The sequence below is a fragment of the Streptomyces sp. NPDC093801 genome (assembly GCF_040701585.1).
Lineage (GTDB): Bacteria > Actinomycetota > Actinomycetes > Streptomycetales > Streptomycetaceae > Streptomyces.
The window spans coordinates 106,181-124,271 of record NZ_JBFBDP010000016.1 but is presented as its reverse complement, the minus strand read 5'-3'; the positions used below and the strand labels follow the sequence as shown (position 1 = coordinate 124,271).

At 72.2% G+C, this 18,091-nt stretch carries 14 protein-coding genes; 7 read left to right on the top strand and 7 right to left on the bottom strand.

The window, feature by feature from the left end; all coding sequences use genetic code 11:
• Positions 1-144 precede the first annotated feature (144 nt).
• Positions 145-3,132 carry a bifunctional [glutamine synthetase] adenylyltransferase/[glutamine synthetase]-adenylyl-L-tyrosine phosphorylase gene (locus AB0469_RS20155; protein ID WP_366452760.1) on the top strand — a complete coding sequence of 996 codons (2,988 nt, stop codon included), beginning with the start codon at positions 145-147 and terminating at the stop codon, positions 3,130-3,132.
• A 78-nt stretch (positions 3,133-3,210) separates the two neighbouring features.
• On the opposite strand, the gene AB0469_RS20150 is transcribed toward AB0469_RS20155, so the two are convergent.
• The 3 genes from AB0469_RS20150 to AB0469_RS20140 form a co-directional block, all read right to left on the bottom strand.
• Entirely contained in the window at positions 3,211-4,146 is a 936-nt protein-coding gene (locus AB0469_RS20150; protein ID WP_366452838.1) for a phosphatase PAP2 family protein, read from the bottom strand.
• Positions 4,147-4,230: 84 nt separating this feature from the next.
• On the bottom strand, positions 4,231-5,265 hold the full coding sequence (locus AB0469_RS20145) for a LacI family DNA-binding transcriptional regulator (protein ID WP_366452759.1): 1,035 nt from the start codon (positions 5,263-5,265) through the stop codon (positions 4,231-4,233).
• Between the two features lie 26 nt (positions 5,266-5,291).
• Complete coding sequence (locus AB0469_RS20140) at positions 5,292-7,037, bottom strand: glycoside hydrolase family 13 protein (protein WP_366452758.1); 1,746 nt, start codon at positions 7,035-7,037, stop codon at positions 5,292-5,294.
• Between the two features lie 222 nt (positions 7,038-7,259).
• Between AB0469_RS20140 and AB0469_RS20135 the strand changes: the two genes are divergently transcribed.
• The 5 genes from AB0469_RS20135 to AB0469_RS20115 all read left to right on the top strand — a co-directional run bounded on the left by AB0469_RS20135 (position 7,260) and on the right by AB0469_RS20115 (position 13,171).
• The gene (locus AB0469_RS20135) at positions 7,260-8,534 is read left to right on the top strand and encodes an extracellular solute-binding protein (protein WP_366452757.1); all 1,275 of its coding nucleotides are present in this window, start codon (positions 7,260-7,262) and stop codon (positions 8,532-8,534) included.
• 8 nt (positions 8,535-8,542) lie between these two features.
• Entirely contained in the window at positions 8,543-9,574 is a 1,032-nt protein-coding gene (locus tag AB0469_RS20130; RefSeq protein WP_366452756.1) for a sugar ABC transporter permease, read from the top strand.
• 110 nt (positions 9,575-9,684) lie between these two features.
• Positions 9,685-10,491, top strand: a complete 807-nt coding sequence (locus AB0469_RS20125) for a carbohydrate ABC transporter permease (RefSeq protein WP_366452837.1) — start codon at positions 9,685-9,687, stop codon at positions 10,489-10,491.
• Between the two features lie 74 nt (positions 10,492-10,565).
• The gene (locus tag AB0469_RS20120) at positions 10,566-12,170 is read left to right on the top strand and encodes a glycoside hydrolase family 13 protein (protein WP_366452755.1); all 1,605 of its coding nucleotides are present in this window, start codon (positions 10,566-10,568) and stop codon (positions 12,168-12,170) included.
• Positions 12,158-13,171 carry a LacI family DNA-binding transcriptional regulator gene (locus AB0469_RS20115; RefSeq protein WP_366452754.1) on the top strand — a complete coding sequence of 338 codons (1,014 nt, stop codon included), beginning with the start codon at positions 12,158-12,160 and terminating at the stop codon, positions 13,169-13,171. Before AB0469_RS20120 ends, AB0469_RS20115 begins: the two co-directional genes overlap by 13 nt.
• A 429-nt stretch (positions 13,172-13,600) precedes the next feature.
• Here the strand turns inward: AB0469_RS20115 and AB0469_RS20110 are convergent, their stop codons facing one another.
• The 3 genes from AB0469_RS20110 to AB0469_RS20100 all read right to left on the bottom strand — a co-directional run bounded on the left by AB0469_RS20110 (position 13,601) and on the right by AB0469_RS20100 (position 15,310).
• Positions 13,601-13,849, bottom strand: coding sequence for a hypothetical protein (locus tag AB0469_RS20110; RefSeq protein ID WP_366452753.1), 249 nt, complete (start codon positions 13,847-13,849; stop codon positions 13,601-13,603).
• Positions 13,842-14,015 (bottom strand): hypothetical protein, encoded by a 174-nt coding sequence (locus AB0469_RS20105; RefSeq protein WP_366452752.1) that lies wholly within the window; start codon positions 14,013-14,015, stop codon positions 13,842-13,844. The genes AB0469_RS20110 and AB0469_RS20105 overlap by 8 nt, the downstream gene beginning before the upstream one ends.
• 110 nt (positions 14,016-14,125) lie before the next feature.
• On the bottom strand, positions 14,126-15,310 hold the full coding sequence (locus tag AB0469_RS20100; RefSeq protein ID WP_366452751.1) for a helix-turn-helix transcriptional regulator: 1,185 nt from the start codon (positions 15,308-15,310) through the stop codon (positions 14,126-14,128).
• A 255-nt stretch (positions 15,311-15,565) separates the two neighbouring features.
• Here AB0469_RS20100 and AB0469_RS20095 point away from each other — a divergent pair, with 255 nt between their 5' ends.
• Complete coding sequence (locus AB0469_RS20095) at positions 15,566-17,128, top strand: M4 family metallopeptidase (protein ID WP_366452750.1); 1,563 nt, start codon at positions 15,566-15,568, stop codon at positions 17,126-17,128.
• A gap of 70 nt (positions 17,129-17,198) precedes the next feature.
• On the opposite strand, the gene AB0469_RS20090 is transcribed toward AB0469_RS20095, so the two are convergent.
• Entirely contained in the window at positions 17,199-17,876 is a 678-nt protein-coding gene (locus AB0469_RS20090) for an HNH endonuclease family protein (RefSeq protein ID WP_366452749.1), read from the bottom strand.
• Positions 17,877-18,091 lie beyond the last annotated feature (215 nt).

Below are 18,091 nucleotides of genomic sequence, written 5' to 3'. Positions count from 1 at the left end.
ATCGGCCACGACACCCGGTGAGTCGAACGCCTGCTCCGGCTAGGCTCGCTCACGGACAGGACCAGACCACCGGCAGGGGCCGGACCGGACCACCGGCAGGGCCGGACCGGACCTCCGGCGGCGACAGACTCGGGAGGCGGCGGGATGACAGTCCCGGGACGCAGGAGCAGTACCTTCATCCGGCTGCTGCGGAGCGGATTCACCGACCCCACCGCCGCCGCCCGGCTCCTCGACGCCGACGCGCTGGCCGCCGTCCGCACCGACCCGGTGCTCCTCGACGCCCTCGGCGCCACCGCCGACCCCGACCTCGCCCTCCTCGGCCTCGTCCGCCTCGCCGAGGCCCAGTCCCCCGAGGACCTGAGGCTCCTCCTCGACACCCTGGTCAGCGCCAAGCCCCTGCGCGACCGCCTCCTCGGCGTGCTCGGCGCCTCCGAGGCCCTCGCCGACCACCTCGCCCGCCACCCCCGCGACTGGCAGGCCCTGGTCACCTACGAGGCCGCCGACCTGCACCCCGGCCTCGCCGAGTTCGAGCAGGGCCTCGCCGACGCCCACGAGCCCGTCGCCCTGCGCGTCGCCTACCGCCGCTGCCTGCTCTCCATCGCCGCCCGCGACGTCTGCGCGACCATAGACGTCGCCCAGACCGCCGCCGAACTCGCCGACCTCGCCACCGCCACGCTCCGCGCCGCCCTGCGCATCGCCTCGGCCGCCGCCCCCCAGGACGCCGCCGCCTGCCGCCTCGCCGTCATCGCCATGGGCAAGTGCGGCGGCAACGAGCTCAACTACGTCTCCGACGTCGACGTGATCTTCGTCGGCGAGGCCGCGCCCGGCACCGACGAGGGCAAGGGCATCCAGGCCGCCACCCGCCTCGCCTCCCACCTCATGCGGATCTGCTCCGAGACCACCGTCGAGGGCAGCATCTGGCCCGTCGACGCCAACCTCCGCCCCGAGGGCCGCAACGGCCCCCTCGTGCGCACCCTCGCCTCCCACATGGCCTACTACCAGCGCTGGGCCAAGACCTGGGAGTTCCAGGCCCTGCTCAAGGCCCGCGCCGTCGCCGGCGACCCCGACCTCGGCGCCCAGTACATCGAGGCCATAACGCCGCTCGTCTGGCAGGCCGCCGAACGCGAGAACTTCGTCGCCGACGTCCAGAAGATGCGCCGCCGCGTCGTCGACAACATCCCCGCCTCCCAGATCGACCGCGAACTCAAGCTCGGTCCCGGCGGCCTGCGCGACGTCGAGTTCGCCGTCCAGCTCCTCCAGCTCGTCCACGGCCGCAGCGACACCACCCTGCGCTCCGGCACCACCCTCGACGCCCTCCACGCCCTCGCCGCCGGCGGCTACGTCGGCCGCGCCGACGCCGCCCAGCTCCACGACGCGTACCGCTTCCTGCGCGCCATGGAACACCGCATCCAGCTCCACCGGCTCCGCCGCACCCACCTCGTCCCCGAGGACGAGGGCGACCTGCGCCGCCTCGGCCGCTCCATGGGCCTGCGCACCGAACCCGTCGCCGAGCTCAACAAGGCCTGGCGCCGGCACGCCTCCGTCGTCCGCCGCCTCCACGAGAAGCTCTTCTACCGCCCCCTCCTCGACGCCGTCGCCCAGCTCGCCCCCGGCGAGACCCGGCTCTCCCCGGCCGCGGCCGGCCAGCGCCTGGAAGCCCTCGGCTACGCCGACCCGGCCTCCGCCCTGCGCCACCTCGAAGCCCTCGCCTCCGGCGTCAGCCGCAAGGCCGCCATCCAGCGCACCCTGCTGCCCGTCCTCCTCGGCTGGTTCGCCGACTCCGCCGACCCCGACGCCGGACTCCTCAACTTCCGCAAGGTCTCCGACGCCCTCGGCAAGACCCCCTGGTACCTGCGCCTGCTCCGCGACGAGGGTGCCGCCGCCGAGAACCTCGCCCGCGTCCTGTCCGCCGGGCGCCTCGCCCCCGACCTCCTCATGCGCGCCCCCGAGGCCGTCGCCCTCCTCGGCGACCCCGAAGGCCTCCAGCCCCGTACGCACGAGGCCCTCGAACAGGAGGTGCTCGCCGCCGTCGGCCGCGCCGACAGCGGGGAGGCCGCCGTCGCGGCCGCCCGCGGGGTCCGCCGCCGCGAGCTCTTCCGCACCGCCGCCGCCGACATCATCGCCTCCTACGGCACCGAGGACAGCCCCGCCGAGACGGACTCCGGAGCCCTCGTCGACCGGGTCGGGGACGCCGTCTCCGACCTGACCGCCGCCACCATCGCCGGAGCCCTGCGCGCCGCCGTGCGCGACCACTGGGGCGAGACCCTCCCCACCCGCTTCGCCGTCATCGGCGTCGGCCGCTTCGGCGGGCACGAGCTCGGCTACGGCTCCGACGCCGACGTCCTCTTCGTCCACGACCCCCGCGAGGGCGTCGACGAACAGGAGGCCGCCAAGGCCGCCCAGACCGTCATCGCCGAGATGCGCCGGCTGCTCCAGCTCCCCACCGCCGACCCGCCGCTGCTCATCGACGCCGACCTGCGCCCCGAGGGCCGCTCCGGACCCCTCGTGCGCACCCTGGCCTCCTACGCCGCCTACTACCGCCGCTGGTCCCTGACCTGGGAGAGCCAGGCCCTGCTGCGCGCCGAGCCCGTCGCGGGCGACGCCGACCTCGGCCGTACGTTCATCGACCTGATCGACCCGCTGCGCTACCCCGCCGAAGGACTGGGCGAGGAGGCGGTCCGCGAGATCCGCCGGCTCAAGGCCCGCATGGAGTCCGAACGCCTCCCGCGCGGGGCCGACCCCACCCTCCACACCAAACTCGGCCGCGGCGGCCTCAGCGACGTCGAGTGGACCGTCCAGCTGCTCCAGATGCGCCACGCCTGGGCCGAACCCGGACTGCGCACCACCCGTACCCGCGAGGCCCTGGCCGCCGCCCACGCCGCCGGGCTCATCCCGACCGAGGAGGCGCAGACCCTCGACGAGGCCTGGGTCCTGGCGACCCGCGTGCGCAACGCCGTGATGCTGGTCCGCGGCCGCGCCGGCGACACCTTCCCCACGGACGCCCGGGAACTGGCGGCCGTCGGCCGCTACCTCGGCTACCCGGAGGGCAGGATCGGCGAAATGCTGGACGACTACCGCCGCACCACCCGCCGCGCCCGCACGGTGGTGGACGAGCTCTTCTACGGGGGGTGAGCCACCGGCCCCCGGGCCCCGGGGGCCTCCCCCACCGGGCAGGCGCGGCCGGACCGCCCGCCGCCGCGCCGGACCGGATCAGGCGCGGCGCAACCGGTTCAGTACGGCCGCCGTCGCCGGGTGGGGTGAGGTTTCCAGGGGGCTGCGGGGCAGGCGGTGCGGGAGGTCGCCGTACCAGGCGCGGGAGACCGCGTAGCCGAAGGCCAGGCAGAGCATGCCGCCGACCGCGTCCAGCCAGAAGTGGTTCGCCGTGGACACGATCACGACCAGGGTCGCCGCCGGGTACAGCAGGCCCAGGATGCGGGCCCAGGGGGCCGAGGCGACCGCGAAGATCGTCAGGCCGCACCAGAGCGACCACCCTATGTGCATGGACGGCATCGCCGCGTACTGGTTCGACATGTGCTTGAGGTTCCCCGAGGCCATCGAGCCCCAGGTGTGGTGCACCAGCACGGTGTCGACGAAGCGGCCCCCGTTCATCAGCCGGGGCGGCGCGAGCGGGAAGAAGAAGTAGCCGAGCAGGGCCACGCCCGTGGTGGCGAAGAGGATCAGGCGGGTGGCCGCGTAGCGGCCGGGATGGAAGCGGTAGATCCACACCAGCACGCCGATGGTCACGATGAAGTGGAGCGTGGCGTAGTAGTAGTTCATGCCGACGACGAGCCACGTCACCGAGTTGACGGCGTGGTTGACGGAGTGCTCGACGGCGATGCCCAGGCCCCGCTCGATGCTCCAGATCCAGTCGGCGTTCGCCAGCGCGACGGCCTTCTGCTCGGGGACCGCGTTGCGGATCAGCGAGTACGTCCAGTAGCTGATGCCGATCAGCAGGACCTCGAACCAGATCCGCGGCCGGCGCGGGGCGCGCAGCCGGGCGAGGAGGGGGCCCTCGGGCCCGGGGCGGCTCCCGTCCTCGGCCACGGGGGATGACGAGACGTCCGTCCTGGGGGTGCCCCCGGCGGTGGCTGGGGGAGTTTCCAGTGTCTTCACGCTCGCTTCACCCATGGGGAGAGAGTCTGCCAGATGCGCCCTCGCCTCCGATCATCCCTCCGGACGGTCTTCCGCGCCCGTGCTCCGCCCTGCGGAGGACACCCCGGGGAGGACCCGCTACCCTGCCGCGCGCCGCTGCCCGGGACCGGACGCCGTCGATCCGCGCACCACCAGCTCCGGCAGGAACACGAACTCGCTGTGCGGGGCCGGCGTACCGCCGATCTCCTCCAGCAGGGTGCGCACGGCCGCCTGCCCCATGGCCTGCACGGGCTGGCGGATGGTGGTCAGCGGCGGATCGGTGAACGCTATGAGCGGGGAGTCGTCGAAGCCGACCACGGACACGTCCTGCGGCACCCGCAGCCCCTGCTGGCGCGCGGCCCGGATGGCACCGAGCGCCATCATGTCGCTGGCGCAGGCGATGGCCGTGCAGCCCCGCCCGATGAGCGCCGCGGCGGCGGCCTGACCGCCCTCCAGGGAGTACAGGGAGTGCTGGATCAGCTCCTCGACCTCGGCCTCGCCGAGCCCGAGCCGCTCCTGCATGGCGAGCCGGAAGCCCTCGATCTTGCGCAGCACGGGCACGAACCGCTTCGGGCCGACCGCGAGGCCGATCCGGGTGTGCCCGAGCGCCGTCAGGTGGGTCACCGCGAGCTGCATGGCGGCCCGGTCGTCGGGGGAGACGAAGGGGGCCTGCACCTTGTCGGAGAAGCCGTTGATCAGGACGAAGGGGACGCCCTGGCCGCGCAGCTGGTCGTAGCGGCCCGTGTCGGCGGTGGTGTCGGCGTGCAGCCCGGAGACGAAGATGATCCCGGAGACCCCCCGGTCCACCAGCATCTCGGTCAGCTCGTCCTCCGTCGACCCGCCGGGCGTCTGCGTCGCCAGCACCGGGGTGTACCCCTGCCGGGTCAGCGCCTGGCCGATGACCTGCGCGAGCGCCGGGAAGATGGGGTTGTCCAGTTCGGGGGTTATCAGGCCGACCAGGCCGGCGCTGCGCTGGCGCAGCCGTACGGGCCGCTCGTAGCCGAGCACGTCGAGCGCGGCCAGCACGGACTCGCGGGTGCCTGCGGCCACACCGGGCTTGCCGTTGAGCACGCGGCTGACTGTGGCTTCGCTGACCCCCGCCTGGGCTGCGATGTCGGCAAGCCGTGCGGTCACGGGATTGGACTGTACCGGTAGCCGGCTCACGAAGCCCACCAGGTGCAGGAATCGGGGGGAAGACGGACCGTGCGGCCGTCGGTCTGCACGGGGGCGCTGGAGAGGACGGGACGGCCCGGGGAAGGCATGTCCACGGCGGAGGGGCGGGTGTTGAGGGTGCACGAGAAGCCGGGCCGGGTGAACAGGAGCACCCCCTCGGGGGCCGGACGCCACCGCATGCCCCGGGCGAGGACCGCGGGTCCCGCGCCGGTGCCGGGCCACTCCTCGACGGGACCGCCCTGCCCCGCCTCGACCGCGCCCAGGCCCGGCAGGGCGCGGCGCAGCTCCAGGGCGGCGCGGTAGAGCTCCAGTGTGGAGTGCGGGTCGCCGGTCTGCGCGGCGACGCTGAGCCCGCCCCAGCCGTCGGGCTGCGGCAGCCAGCTCCGGCCGGGGCCGAACCCGTACGGGGCCTCGTGGCCGGACCAGGGGAGGGGGACGCGGCACCCGTCCCGCAGCCCCTCCTGCCCCTGCGCCCCGTCCCCGGCCGGGCCGGCGCCGCGGCCGTCCCCGGCCGTGTCGCCCCCCGCGGCGGGCCTGCGCCGGAAGGCCGGGTCCCGGCGGGCCTCCGCCGGGAGGTCGGTGACCTCCGGCAGGCCGAGCTCCTCGCCCTGGTAGACGTACGCGGACCCCGGCAGCGCCAGCATCAGCAGCGCCGCCGCCCGCGCCCGGGCCAGCCCCTGCGCCCCGCCCCCGTACCGGGTCACATGGCGTACGACGTCGTGGTTGGACAGCACCCACGTCGTCGGCGCCCCCACCGCGGAGGTCGCGGCCAGGGACTCGTCGATCACCGTCCGCATCGCAGCCGGGTCCCAGGGGCAGTTCAGGAAGCGGAAGTTGAAGGCCTGGTGCAGCTCGTCGGGCCGCACGTACAGCGCGAGCCGCTCCGAGGTCGGCGCCCAGGCCTCGGCGACCCCGATGCGCCCGTCCCCGTACGAGTCGAGCAGGCGGCGCCAGGAGCGGTGGATGGCGTGCACCCCGTCCTGGTCGAAGAAGGGGAGGGGCTCGGTGCCGATCAGCGTGGCCTGCGCGCCGCGGCCGATGTCCGGCAGGCCCGGGGCCTTGACCATGCCGTGGGCCACGTCCACGCGGAAGCCGTCCACCCCGAGGTCCAGCCAGAACCGCAGCACCGAGGCGAACTCCTCCGCCACCTCCGGGTGCTCCCAGTCGAGGTCCGGCTGCTCCGGGGCGAACAGGTGGAGGTACCAGTCGCCGTCCGCGACCCGGGTCCAGGCGGGACCGCCGAAGACGGACTCCCAGTCGTTCGGCGGCAGCGAGCCGTCGACCCCGCGCCCCGGGCGGAACAGGTAGCGCTCCCGGGCGCCGGGCACGCCGGCGAGGGCCTCCCGGAACCAGGGGTGCCGCTCGGAGGTGTGGTTCGGGACCACGTCCACGATCACCCGCAGCCCGAGCGCGTGGGCGGCCCGGACGAGGTCGTCGGCGTCGGCGAGGTCGCCGAAGAGCGGGTCGACGGCCCGGTAGTCGGCGACGTCGTAGCCGCCGTCCGCCTGCGGGGACACGTAGAAGGGGGTCAGCCACACCGCGTCCACCCCCAGCCGGGCCAGGTGCGGGAGCCGCTCGCGCACCCCGCGCAGGTCCCCGACGCCGTCGCCGTCGCTGTCGGCGAAGGAGCGGACGTACACCTGGTAGATGACGGCATCGCGCCACCAGCCGCCGTTCGCGAGCGGGTCGCTGGAAGCTCTTGCAAGCGGGAGGGCCGTCAACTCGTGGTTCATACCGCAGTCAACGCGCGTGCACGCCCCGTGGTTGCGGGCCCGGGGAATCGAAGCGGCCTCGAACTAACAGCAAGCTGCGGCAACCGTAGGGACACACGGATGTAACGATCCCCTCCGCTTGCAGAAAATTGCCGCAAGGTCTTTCCGTCAGCTTTCAGTCTTGTTACGTTCCCTGCAACTCGGGACCGCGAGGGCGCGGCCGGGATCATCGAAGGAGTTCATATGCGGCGTGGCATAGCGGCCACCGCGCTGGTCGCGACCCTGGCGCTCGCGGCGACGGCTTGCGGCGGTGACACCAAGGGCGACGGTGGCGAGACGAAGGCCGGCGGCGAGCTGTCCGGCACCGTCACCTGGTGGGACACCTCGAACGACGCCGAGAAGGCGAGCTTCCAGAAGATCGCCGAGGCCTTCACCGCGAAGCACCCGAAGGTGACCGTCAAGTACGTCAACGTGCCGTACGGCGACGCCCAGAACAAGGTCAAGAACGCCTTCAGCAGCGGTGCCGACGCCCCCGACGTGATCCGTGCCGACGTCGGCTGGGTCGCCGACTTCGCCTCCCTCGGCTACCTCGACGAGGTCCCCGCCGACCAGGCCAAGAAGATCGACGCCGAGTTCCTGCCGCAGGCCGCCGCCAGCGGCAAGTTCGAGGGCAAGACCTTCGCCGTCCCGCAGGTCATCGACACCCTCGGCCTCTTCTACAACAAGAAGATGCTCGCCGACGCCGGCGTCCAGCCCCCCAAGACCCTGGAGGAGCTGAAGACCGCCGCCGCCGCGATCAAGGCCAAGAGCGGCAAGACCGGCCTCTACCTGCGCGGCGACGACTCCTACTGGTTCCTGCCGTTCATCTACGGCGAGGGCGGCGACCTCGTCGACGCCAAGACCAAGACGGTCACCGTCGACAACGCGGCCGGCGTCAAGGGCTTCAAGGCCGCCCGCGACCTGGTCACCTCCGGCGCGGCGGTCACCAACGCCACCGACGGCTGGACCAACATGCAGACCGCCTTCAAGTCCGGGGAGGTCGCGATGATGATCAACGGCCCCTGGGCGGTGGCCGACAGCTACGCCGGCGACCAGTTCAAGGACAAGTCCAACCTCGGCGTCGCCCCGGTCCCGGCCGGCTCCGCCAAGGCCGGCGCCCCGCAGGGCGGCCACGACCTCGCCGTGTACGCCGGCTCCAAGAACACCGCCGCCGCGCACGCCTTCGTCGAGTACATGACCTCCCAGGAGGTCCAGGTCCAGTCCGCCAAGGAGCTGAGCCTGCTCCCGACGCGCACCGCCGCCTACGAGCAGCCCGACGTCAAGGCCAGCGAGATGGTCCAGTTCTTCAAGCCGGCCGTCGACAAGGCCGTCGAGCGCGCCTGGATCCCGGAGAACGGCTCCCTCTTCGAGCCGCTGAAGGTCGAATACACCAAGGCCGTCACCGGTGCGTCCAGCCCCGAGGACGCGGCCAAGGCGGCCGGCGTCGAGTTCCGCAAGATCCTCAAGGGCTGGAAGTAGTACGAACGATGGCTGCTGACACCAGCCGGTCGGTGGCACGGGCCGCGGACGGCGAGACGACCCTCGCCGTCCGCGGCCCCGGCCGCACGACTGCCAAGAACGCCGGAAGCCCGCGCGGCGGCATCGGCCGCGCCCTCGCCACGCACTGGTACGCCTGGGCCATGGTCGCCCCGGTCGTCCTCGTCCTCGGCGTCATCGTCGGCTGGCCGCTCGTCCGCGGCGTCTACCTGTCGCTGACCAACGCCAGTGAGCGCAACGTCGCCCGCACGATCGGCGTGCGCCACATCGAGGCCACGTACGAGTTCGTCGGCCTCGACAACTACTCGGCGGTCCTCGGCGACCCCGTCTTCTGGCAGCGGCTGGTGTGGACGGTGACGTGGACCGTCGCCTGCGTCTCGATCACCTTCGCCCTCGGCCTCGCCCTGGCCACCGTCCTCAACCGGCAGTTCCGGGGCCGCGCCGCCTACCGGATGGCGCTCATCCTGCCCTGGGCCGTGCCCGGCTTCGTCTCCGTCTTCGCCTGGCGGTTCCTCTTCAACCGCGACAACGGCATCCTCAACAAGATCCTCGACGGCGGCGGCATCTCCGCGGTCCCGTGGCTGGACGACCCGACCTGGGCCAAGCTCTCCGTCGTCGCCGTCAACGTCTGGCTCGGCGTGCCGTTCATGATGGTCGCCCTGCTCGGCGGACTCCAGTCCATCCCCGCGGAGCTCTACGAGGCCGCCGAGATGGACGGCGCCGGACCCTGGCAGCGGTTCCGGCACATCACCCTGCCCGGGCTGCGCGCCGTCAGCATGACGGTGATCCTGCTCTCCACCATCTGGACCTTCAACATGTTCCCGGTGATCTTCCTGCTCACGCGGGGCGGTCCCGGCGACTCCACCGAGATCCTCGTGACCCAGGCCTTCCGCGAGGCCTTCGTCGCCAGCCCGCGCGACTTCGCCGGCTCCGCGACCTGGGGCGTGCTGATCCTCGGCCTGCTCATGATCTTCGCGCTGGTCTACCGGCGCTCGCTGCGCAAGCAGGGAGAGGTGTGGTGACCGTGTCCGAGACCGCTTCCGAGACCGTGCCCGGGACCGCTTCCGCGTCCGCCTCCGGTACCGCCTCCGCCTCCGGGCGGGGCGTCCGACCCCGGGGCAGCCGCTCGCCGCTGGCCTCCTTCGGCCTGCACGCCACCCTCCTCGTCGCGTCCGTCATCGCCGTCTTCCCGGTGCTGTGGATCCTGCTGACCTCCCTCAAGCCCGCGAAGTACGCCATCAGCACGGACTTCGTGAAGGAACCGACGCTCGCGAACTACTCCTACCTGCTGGAGTCCAGCCACTTCCTCAGCTGGTTCTGGAACTCGGTCCTGGTGGCGGGGGTCACCACGGTGCTCGGCGTGTTCATCGCCGCCACCACCGGGTACGCCGTCAGCCGCTTCAGGTTCCCGGGCATGAAGCCGCTGATGTGGACCCTGCTCATCACGCAGATGTTCCCGATGGCCATCCTCATCGTCCCGCTCTACAACCTGATGGGGGAGCTCGGGCTGCTCAACCAGCCGCTCGGCCTGATCATCACGTACCTCACCATCGCCGTGCCGTTCTGCGCGTGGATGATGAAGGGCTTCTTCGACACCATCCCGGTCGAGATCGACGAGTCCGGCCGGGTCGACGGGCTCAACCCCTTCGGCACCTTCTGGCGCCTGATCCTCCCGCTCGCCAAGCCCGGCCTCGCCGTGACCGGCTTCTACGCCTTCATCACCGCCTGGGGCGAAGTCGCCTACGCCTCCGCCTTCATGGTCGGCGAGGAGAACCTCACCCTGGCCGGCGGGCTCCAGACCTTCGTCACCCAGTACACCTCCAACTGGGGTGCCATGAGCGCGGCCTCCGTCCTCATCGCCATCCCCGCGGCCGTCTTCTTCCTGTTCGCCCAGCGCCACCTCGTCGCCGGCATGACGGCGGGCGCCACCAAGGGCTGACCACCCCGGCCCGCCCGGCCACTGGCGTTCGACTCCCGCTTTCTGTACGACCGGCCCGACTCTCCAAGGACACCATGACCCAGCACCTCGCCGACGCCCTCCCCACCCCGACCGGAACCCGGTCCGGCTGGTGGAGAGACGCGGTGATCTACCAGGTCTATCCGCGCAGCTTCGCCGACTCCAACGGGGACGGCATGGGGGACCTCGAGGGCATCCGCGGCAGACTGCCCTACCTCAAGGAGCTGGGCGTCGACGCCGTCTGGCTGAGCCCCTTCTACGCCTCCCCGCAGGCCGACGCCGGCTACGACGTCGCCGACTACCGGGCCATCGACCCCATGTTCGGCACCCTGCACGACGCCGACGCCGTCATCCGCGAAGCGCACGGGCTGGGCATGCGGATCATCGTGGACCTCGTCCCCAACCACTGCTCCGACCAGCACGAATGGTTCAAGCAGGCGCTCCGCGAGGGACCGGGCACGCCGCTGCGCGAGCGCTTCCACTTCCGGCCGGGGAAGGGGGAGTCGGGCGAGGAGCCGCCGAACGACTGGGAGTCCATCTTCGGCGGGCCCGCCTGGACCCGGGTGGCCGACGGCGAGTGGTACCTGCACCTGTTCGCGCCCGAGCAGCCCGACTTCAACTGGGAACACCCGGCCGTGCAGGACGAGTTCCGGTCCGTGCTCCGGTTCTGGCTGGACCTGGGCGTCGACGGCTTCCGCATCGACGTCGCGCACGGTCTCGTCAAGGCGCCCGGACTGCCCGACCTGGGCCGCGACGAGCAGCTCAAGCTCCTCGGCAACCAGGTGCTGCCCTTCTTCGACCAGGACGGCGTCCACGAGATCTACCGCTCGTGGCGCAAGGTCCTCGACGAGTACGCCGGCGACCGCATCGGCGTCGCCGAGGCCTGGACCCCGAGCGCCGACCGCACCGCGCTCTACCTGCGCCACGACGAGCTGCACCAGGCCTTCAACTTCCACTACCTGAGCACCGGCTGGGACGCGGCCGCGCTGCGCGCCACCATCGACGAGTCCCTCGACGCCATGCGGCCCGTGGGCGCGCCGACGACCTGGGTGCTGTCCAACCACGACGTGGTCCGGCACCGGACCCGCTTCGGCAGCCTGCAGCGGGCGCGGGCGGCCGCGCTGCTGATGCTGGCGCTGCCCGGGTCGGCGTACGTCTACCAGGGCGAGGAGCTCGGGCTGCCGGAGGTCACCGACCTGCCGGACGAGGTGCGCCAGGACCCCTCGTTCTTCAAGGAGAACGGGCAGGACGGCCTGCGCGACGGGTGCCGGGTCCCGATCCCGTGGTCGGGCGACGAGGCCCCCTACGGCTTCGGCGCGGGCGGCAGCTGGCTGCCGCAGCCCGAAGAATGGGCGGGGCTGAGCGTGGCCGCGCAGACCGGGGACGCGGACTCCACGCTGGAGCTCTACCGCTCCGCGCTGCGGATCCGCCGCGCCCACGAGGACCTGGGGGCCGGGGACGCGGTGGAGTGGCTGCAGGCGCCCGAGGGCGTGCTGGCCTTCCGGCGCGGGTCGTTCGTCTGCACCGTCAACACGACGGGCGAGGACGTGCGGATACCGGCGGCGGGCCGTGCCCGGGGCGCGGTGCTGCTGGCGAGCGGCGAGCTGGGCGCCGACCTGGACGTCCTGCCGGCCGACACCGCGGTGTGGTGGCAGGGGTGAGTTCCCCGCTGCGGCTGACGGACATCGCCTCGCAGGCCCAGGTCAGCGAGGCGACCGTCAGCCGCGTGCTCAACGGCAAGGCGGGCGTGGCGGCCGGCACCCGGCACCGGGTGCTGGCCGCCATGGACCTGCTGGGCTACGAGCGGCCGGTGCGGCTGAAGCGGCGGAGCAACGGGCTGGTGGGGCTCCTGATCCCCGAGCTGACCAACCCGATCTTCCCGGCGTTCGCGCAGGTCATCGAGCAGGCCCTGGCCGGGCACGGGTACACGCCGGTGCTGTGCACCCAGACCCCGGGCGGGGCGACCGAGGACGAGCTGGTCGAGCAGCTGGAGGAGCGGGGCGTCACCGGGATCGTCTTCCTGTCCGGGCTGCACGCGGATGCGACCGCCGATCCGGCGCGGTACCAGCGGCTGGCGGCGCGGGGGGTGCCGTTCGTCATGGTGAACGGCTTCAACGAGCACGTGCAGGCCCCGTTCGTCTCCCCGGACGACCGGGCGGCCGCGGACATGGCCGTACGGCACCTGGAGGAGCTGGGGCACCGGAGGATAGGGCTGGCCATAGGGCCCACGCGGTACGTCCCCTCGGCGCGCAAGGAGCAGGGGTTCCTGGCCGCCCGGCCGGGGGCCGACGCCGAAGGCCTGGTCCAGCGCACCCTGTTCACCGTCGAGGGGGGCCACGCGGCGGGCATCGCCCTGCTGGAGCGGGGCTGCACGGGGGTGGTGTGCGCGAGCGACATGATGGCCCTCGGGGTCATCCGCGCGGCCCGCGAACGCGGGCTGCGGGTCCCGGAGGACGTCTCGGTCGTCGGCTTCGACGACTCCCCGCTGATCGCCTTCACCGACCCGCCGCTGACGACGGTCCGCCAGCCGGTCCGGGCCATGGCCACGGCGGCGGTGGGGGCCCTGCTCGAAGCGGTGGCGGGGACCCCGGTCCAGCGGACGGAGTACGTCTTCCAGCCGGAGCTGGTGGTACGGGGGTCCACCGGGCCGGGGCCGGAGTAGGGGCCCGGTGCGGGGGTTGGCGGGCTCGCGGTGCGGGCCCGCCATCTCCCCCTCGAGGGGTCGGGGGCGGGCCGGTGGCTGCCCACCCGCCTGCCTGGGTGCGGGCCGGCGGCTGGGGTCGGGGTCCGGGCCGGGCGGTCCGGAGAGGGGCGGGGGTTTCCCGCCAGTCCCACTGTCCTTCCGGTTCGGGCCGCCCTGTCAAGGGCGCTCCCTTTGGTCGCGTCGCTGCGCGATCGCCTTCGGCGACCCTTGACAGCCCGACCCGCCCCGGAAAGACAAGGACTGCCGGGAAGCCCCCGAAGGAACGGGACGGATGCAAGCAGGGCATGGCGCCCTCGGCGATGAGGCGGGGTGGTCGTGGCCGGCAGACCGGGGTCCGGGCTCCGTCAGCCGCAGGGGGCCGTCGTGCGCGTCGGATCGCTACGCGCTTCACCCGTCTCGGCGGCTGCGGGCCGTCCGGGGCTGGTCATAGGAGGGCTGGACGTTGGCGACGGCGGTGGTGAACTCGCGGCCGGAGGCGTTGCGGATGTACGCCAGTTCCATCCAGTGCTCGTAGGCGTCCGAGTCCGAGACGTTCTCGTTGACCACGGCCATCAGCTCCCCTTCGACGCCGGAGGCGATGTCGCGGACCCGGCGGCGCAGGAGGCGGTGGGGGACGTACTCGTACCGGTCACTCATCGGGTGCCCCCTCGAAGGCGTCGAGGAAGCGCTGCCAGCCGGCATGGGCGCGGGTGAGCAGATCGGTGCCGGTGGTGTCCATGACCGTCACACGGGCCGACGAGTTGTCCGAGGTCTCGAAACTGGACGCTTCGCGAGGACGGCTGTTTGCGAGGTGACTGGTCACAGGCCACTCCCTGCCATGGTCAGCGGATGAGGTGACCAGAGTGGGGGTGCGAGAAGGCCCCGACTGACACCAGTTGGTGATAGTCGGGGCCAAGGCCTGACAGGGTGCTGCTAGACGCCCAGCCAGGTGCCGTAGGAGAGGAAGTTGTCGGGCAGCTGACGGCGGGCGGCCTCCAGGCCGGTGTAGGTGTCCCTCACCGTCTGGTGGTAGCGCGCCTGCTGCGGGGCGGCCTTCCGGGCGCGGAGCAGGTTGTCGAACGACGCGTCCAGATCGCCGGTCCAGAGGTGCGCACGGGCGAGCTCGGCGTAATGGTGTGCCTTTCTCGACTTGGGCCAGTCCTGCGGGATCTCGACGCCGCGTCCCGTGCGGGCGGCGTCTCCGTATTCGTCCAGCTCGGCCAGGACGCTCACCCGGTGGACCTTCACGTTGGTGGGGCCGAACGACAGGTAGTGCACCGTGGGTGCTTCCCCTGTGTTCGTGGCGATCCGTTCGGCCTCGGACAGGTGGATCTCGGCGGTCGCCCTGTCCTTCGATCGGCCGGCCATGACTGACGCGCCGAGGTGCAGCTGGCCGGTCACGACCTCTCGCTCCTGGCCCGGGTCGGCCTGTTCCAGAAGGCTCAGGCCGAGGGCGGTGAGCCGCTGGCCCGTGCGGTATTGGCCGTCGCGGAGGTAGGTGAGGGCGCGCATGTACCGGTAGATGCCGCCGAGGGCGGCGCTGGAGGCCCGCTCGGCGGCCCAGTCCATGCGGGCCAACGCGATGGTCGCCAGGTCGCCGTAACCCAGTTTGGTGGCGATGTCGTAGGCGGTGCGGTAGGTGCTGGCCAACAGGAGCCACCGTTCGTGCCCGGGTGTCGCGTGTGCGGAAGTGGTGGCCTCCAGGACGAGTCCGGCAACGGCGGCGGCCGCCTGCTTGATCTCCCCGGCTCGGACGGCGACGAGGAGCGATTCGGCTTCTTCGGCGAGCAGTTGGTGGGGGCGCGGGGTGATCTCGGGGTCGGCGCCGAGGTCGTAGACGTCCAGGGCTTCACGGATCGGCTGTACGAGGACGTCCAGTTGGTCCTCGCGGAGTTCGGCGGCGTACGGCTGGCCGAGGACCGTGGCCACGTCGACACGGAGAGCGCGGGCCACCTGCGCGATGACGTACGGCGACGCCGGCTTCACGCCCTGCTCCGCCTTCGTCAGGGTGGAGTAAGGGACTTGGGAGAGATCGGAGAGCGCCTTCTGGGTGAGGCCGTGCTGCAGGCGGAGGCGCTTGATGCGTGCGCCGGTGTGGTCGTGCGGGAGAGCGTGCATGCTGTTGCTCCGTTCTGACTCGACACCGGAAACAGTATCCGGGCGCGCCGCGCCCCCATTCCGGTGGCGAGCTGCGGCCGGGCAACTGCGCCGCGCGGCAAGCGGAATGGGGCGTTTTCGTTCGTTGAGCGGTGCTTGTGTGCCGCTCAACGGACAACGGCAGGTCAAATCCTTGTTGCGTACCTGTCACTTCGGCCAATCTCCTGGCACTCTCTCAGCCAGTCCCCCCACGGCTATCAAGGAGTGACCTTCCCCATGTCCTCATTCCGCACCCCCCGCACCCTGCGTGCCGCCGCGATCGTCGCCTCTGCGGCCATGGTCGCCATCGCCGTCCAGACCGGTTCCGCCAGCGCGTCCGCCGAGCGGGAGGCCGGTGCCACCGCCCTCACGCTGTCGGCCGGGGCGCGCGCCCAGGCGATCGGCGAGGCCCAGAACGCGGCCGCCGACACCGCGCGGGCCATCGGCCTGGCGGACGACGAGCGCCTCGTGGCCCGTGACGTGGTCAAGGACGCGGACGGTACCGTCCACACCCGCTACGAGCGCACCTACGCGGGTCTGCCCGTCCTCGGCGGCGACCTGGTCGTCCACCAGAAGAAGGACGGCAGCCGCAAGACCGACAAGGCGGTCGAGGCGAAGATAGCCCCGGCCGCCGCCCGTTCCGCCCTGCGGGCGGCCCCCGCCGGGGCCCGTCAGGTCGTGTGGGCCGCGACCGGCAAGCCGGTCTTCGCCTACGAGGCCGTCGTCAGGGGTACCCGGGCCGATGGCACGCCCAGCGAGCGGCACGTCGTCACCGACGCCGCCACGGGTGCGGAGCTCTACTCGTACGAGGCCATCGACACGGGTGTCGGGGCCAGTGAGTACTCCGGCTCGGTGACCCTGGGTACCGCGCCCAGCGGGTCGGCGTTCAGCCTGACCGACACGGCGCGCGGCGGTCACAAGACCTATGACCTGAACGGCGGCACCTCCGGCACCGGCACCCTGTTCACCGACGCGGACGACAAGTGGGGCGACGGCACCCCGTCGAACCGGCAGACCGCCGCCGTCGACGCCCACTACGGCGCGGCCGTGACCTGGGACTTCTACAAGACGGAGCTCGGCCGCAACGGCATCGCCGGCGACGGCAGGGCCGCCTACTCCCGCGTCCACTACGGCAACGCGTACGTCAACGCCTTCTGGGACGACAGCTGCTTCTGCATGACCTACGGCGACGGCCAGAACAACCAGAAGCCGCTGACCGCGCTGGACGTGGCGGGCCACGAGATGAGCCACGGCCTGACGGCGGCCACGGCCAAGCTCAACTACAGCCGTGAGTCCGGCGGCCTGAACGAGGCCACCAGCGACATCTTCGGCACCTCGGTGGAGTTCTTCGCCAACAACGCCTCCGACCCGGGTGACTACCTCATCGGCGAGAAGATCGACATCCGGGGCGACGGCAAGCCGCTGCGCTACATGGACAAGCCGAGCAAGGACGGCGCCTCCGCCGACTACTGGTCCAAGACGGTGGGCCGGCTCGACGTCCACAACTCGTCGGGCGTCGCCAACCACTTCTTCTACCTGCTCTCGGAGGGGAGCGGCGCGAAGACGGTGAACGGGGTCTCGTACGACTCGCCCACCTATGACGGCTCCACCGTCGCGGGCATCGGCCGGACCAAGGCGTACAAGATCTGGTACAAGGCCCTCTCGACCTACATGACCTCGACCACCGACTACGCGGGCGCCCGTACGGCGACCCTGAAGGCGACGGCCGACCTGTACGGCTCGACGGGCGTGGAGTACCAGCAGGTGGCGGCCGCCTGGAAGGCCGTCAACGTCAAGTAGCCGGCGCCTGTGGACGGGCGGGGGGTGCGGATCGCCGCACCCCCCGCCCTTTTTCGCGTCGGGGCCCCCGTCAGTCGCAGGTGTTCAGCATCTCGATGAGCTTGGTCCGTTCGGTGGCCGTGATGCTCAGGCCGTAGAGGCTCTTGATGTGCGTCCAGGCCCTGGAGTAGGTGCACCAGTAGTCGATGTTCGGCGGGGCCCACTGGTCGGGGGCCTGGTCGCCCTTGGAGCGGTTGGAGGCGGCGGAGACCGCGATGAGCTGGGAGTTGTCCAGGTCGTTCGCGAACCGCTTGCGCTGGGCCGTGTCCCAGGTGTCGGCGCCGGAGCGCCAGCCGTTGGCCAGCGGGACCATGTGGTCGATGTCGACCTTGGAGGCCGAGTCGAGGGTCTTGTCGTCGTACTCGCTGTACCAGGTCCCGGTGACGGCGCGGCAGGCCGAGTCCTGGGTCACCTCCCGTCCGTCGCGGGAGAGGACGACTTCGCGGGTGTCGCACTCCCCGTACTGCCTCGCCCAGTGCGGGAACGCGGCGCGGCTGTAGCCGGCCATCGAGTGCGGGGTCTCGACCTTGAGCCGATCCAGTTCGGCCCGGGCGACGTCGGCGGACGGGGGCTCGGGGAAGACGCGGCGGTGGTGGGAAGGGGCGGCCGCGGGGGGCGGCGCCGCGCCGTGGGCCGGGGTGGGGGCGAGGACGGGGAGGGCGGTCAGGGCGAGGGCGGACAGGCCGCGTGCCACCAGGTGTCGGATCACATCACGGGGTGTAGCGGGTGCGGTGCGGCCCGGGGTGGCGGCGGGGCCGTCGGCTAGGCCGCCTGGACCGGCGGGTTCACCTGCAAAAACGGCACTGCGAGGGCTCGGGTGTTCGGCTTGCGCAGATATGTCGGAAACAATTCTGCAATCTCTTGCGCAAGGTCTTGCAACACTCCTGGGTGCCCCCTACGGTCGCGTGCAACCCCCCACACCTT